3 protein-coding genes are annotated in these 3,112 nt (G+C 66.0%); all 3 read left to right on the top strand.

Annotated features, from left to right (window positions below):
* Nucleotides 1–287 precede the first annotated feature (287 nt).
* A complete protein-coding gene (gene rimP / locus HMPREF3114_RS20350; RefSeq protein WP_005417913.1) occupies nucleotides 288–878 on the top strand; it encodes a ribosome maturation factor RimP in 591 nt (196 codons plus the stop codon).
* 4 nt (nucleotides 879–882) lie between these two features.
* Nucleotides 883–2,394, top strand: coding sequence for a transcription termination factor NusA (gene nusA, locus HMPREF3114_RS20355; protein WP_005417911.1), 1,512 nt, complete (start codon nucleotides 883–885; stop codon nucleotides 2,392–2,394).
* A gap of 92 nt (nucleotides 2,395–2,486) precedes the next feature.
* Nucleotides 2,487–3,112 (top strand): translation initiation factor IF-2 associated domain-containing protein (locus tag HMPREF3114_RS20360; RefSeq protein WP_256337665.1); only part of this gene is annotated, 626 nt, incomplete at its 3' end.

Genomic DNA, 3,112 nt, shown 5'->3' on the forward strand with positions numbered 1-3,112 from the left:
GATCCCTTTTCCCGTGGAAAAGGGATCTGACCCCGGGTCCGCACCTTGCACCAGCGCGGTGCAGCCGCTATCATCAGCGGCCTAGCAGTACCCCTGAAGGCGGCCTCCCAGCGGGAGTCCGGACCCGGAAGGAGGGCCGCAACCGGCAGGCAATGCAGGTTGCAACCGGAATCCAGTCACCGGAGTCTTTCCGGAAAAGGGGCCCAACGGGCCCTTTGTCGTTTCCGGGGCGTCATGTTTCCACGCCGGCCAAGGCCGGCACCCAACCATAGAGATCAAGGCAGGCTGTGAGCGACAAGGCAACCGACATCGCGAATCTGCTCGCCCCGACCGTTGTGTCGCTGGGCCTGGAGCTGCTGGGCGTTGAGTATCTGCCGGCCCCCGGCGGTGCGACCCTGCGCCTTTACATCGACGTGCCGCTGGCTGAACAGCCCGAGCGCATCATCAATGTCGACGACTGCGAGCGGGTCAGCCGCGAAGTCTCGGCGCAGCTGGACGTCGAAGACCCGATCAGCGGCAATTACACGCTGGAAGTGTCCTCGCCGGGCGTGGACCGCCCGCTGTTCAACCTGGAGCAGTTCGGCCGCCACCAGGGTGAATCGGCCAAGGTCACGCTGAAGCTGCCGCAGGATAACCGTCGTCGCCTGCAGGGCCGCATCGAAGCGATCGACGAGGCCGCGGGCACCATCACCTTCATCGTCGACAAGGCTGAAGTGGTCGTGTCGGCCGACAACATCGACAAGGCACGGATCATGCCCGACTGGGTGGCGCTGGGGCTGGCCCCGAGCAAGCCGACCGGTCCGGCGCCGAAGCGTCCGAAGCCGAACACGAATTCTTCTTCCAACGAGCCGGCGGCAAAGAAGCCGCGCGCGGAGTGAGCCAATGAGCAAGGAACTGTTGCTGGTAGTCGACGCAGTCGCCAACGAGAAGGGCGTGCCGCGTGAAGTGATCTTCGATGCCATCGAGGCCGCCCTGGCCTCGGCAGCGAAGAAGCGCTATCCCGAGGAGGAAGTGCTGACCCGCGTGGTCATCGACCACAAGGATGGCAGCTACGAAACCTTCCGCCGCTGGGAGGTGGTGGCCGATGACGTGGTCATGGAATCGCCGGATCGCCAGATCCGCCTGATGGACGCCGTCGACGAGGCCGAAGGCGTCGAGGTCGGCGACTACATCGAAGAGCAGATCGAGAACCCGGACTTCGGCCGCATCGCTGCCCAGGCCGCCAAGCAGGTCATCGTCCAGCGCGTGCGCGAAGCCGAGCGCCAGCAGGTCGTGGATGCATGGAAGGATCGCGTGGGTGAGCTGATCACCGGTGTGGTCAAGCGCGCCGAGCGCGGCAACATCTACGTCGATCTCGGTGGCAATGCCGAAGGCTTCATTCCGAAGGACAAGGGCATTCCGCGCGACGTGCTGCGTGCCGGCGACCGCGTGCGCGGCTACCTGGCCGAAGTGCGCTCGGAGCCGCGTGGCCCGCAGCTGTTCATCAGCCGCGCCGCGCCGGAGTTCATGATCGAGCTGTTCAAGCTGGAAGTGCCGGAAGTCGGCCAGGGCCTGGTGGAAATCAAGGCCTGCGCCCGCGATCCGGGCGACCGCGCCAAGATCGCCGTGCTGGCCCACGACCAGCGCACCGATCCGATCGGTGCCTGCATCGGCATGCGCGGTTCGCGCGTGCAGGCCGTGTCCAACGAGCTCAATGGCGAGCGCGTGGACATCGTGCTGTGGAACGACAACCCGGCCAACTTCGTCATCAACGCGATGGCTCCGGCCGAAGTGCAGTCGATCATCGTCGATGAGGACAAGCACTCGATGGACCTGGCCGTTGCCGAAGACCGCCTGGCCCAGGCGATCGGCAAGGGCGGCCAGAACGTGCGCCTGGCCAGCCGCCTGACCGGCTGGCAGCTCAACGTGATGACCCAGGACCAGGTCACTGCCAAGTCGGAGGCCGAGCAGGCTGCCGCCCGCCAGCTGTTCATGGACAAACTGGAAGTGGACGAGGAAATCGCCGGCATCCTGGTCAGCGAAGGCTTCGGCACCGTCGAGGAAATCGCATATGTCCCGGTCGGCGAACTGCTGGCCGTGGAAGGTTTCGACGAGGACATCGTCGAAGAGCTGCGCGCTCGTGCCCGCGATGCGCTGCTCAATGAGGCCCTGGCAGTCGAGGAAGGCCTTGAAGACGGCCAGCCGGCGCAGGACCTGCTGTCCCTGAAGGGCATGGACGAAGCCACCGCATATGCGCTGGCCGGCCACGGCGTGCGTACCAGCGAGGACCTGTCCGACCTGGCCGCCGACGAGGTCATGGACTTCGGCATCGAAGGACTGGATCAGGCGCGCGCCGCTGCGCTGATCCTGGCCGCCCGTGCCGAGGAGATCGCCCGACTGGAACGCGGCGAATGAGCCGGCAATGAACAGGGCCCTGAGCCGCTCAGGGCGTAGAATCCGCGCCACCTCCAGATGCGGGGGGGCGCCCACAAGATCATAGGATCCGAATGTCGCAGCAAACCACCATCCGCAAGCTTGCCGAACTGGTCAACACGCCGGTCGAAAAACTGCTGGAACAGCTGGCCGGTGCCGGCATGAAGTTCAGCGGTCCCGACCAGGTCGTGACCAGCTCCGAGAAGGTAAAGCTCCTGGGCTTCCTTCGTCGTTCGCACGGCAAGCCCGAGCAGGCCCCGGAAGAGACCGATCAGTCTGCAAAGAAGATCACGCTCAACCGCCGGAAGCAGCAGGAAGTGACGGTCAATTCCGGTCGCAGCAAGACGACCGTGAATGTCGAGGTGCGCCAGAAGCGTACCTACGTCAAGGATGGTGCTCGCGCCATGACGCCGGACGAAGAGCGCGCCGACATCCTGCGCAAGCTGGAAGAGTCGCGTGCGCGCAACCTCGCCGAACAGCAGGCCCTGGCCGAGAAGGATCGTCTGCGCGACGAGGCCATCGTCCGTGCCCGTGAGGAAGAGGCTGCCGCCAAGGAACGCGCCGAGGCCGAGAAGAAGGCCGCCGAGGAAGCTGCGGCTGCGGCCAAGGCGGCCGAGGCACTGGCCGCCAGCAAGCCCAAGCGTGCTCCGATCGACGAAACCGCGCCGCGCCCGCCGCGCGCCCCGGCCGCCGCCCCGGC

The sequence above is a fragment of the Stenotrophomonas sp. HMSC10F07 genome (assembly GCF_001807895.1).
In the GTDB taxonomy this organism is placed as follows: domain Bacteria; phylum Pseudomonadota; class Gammaproteobacteria; order Xanthomonadales; family Xanthomonadaceae; genus Stenotrophomonas; species Stenotrophomonas sepilia.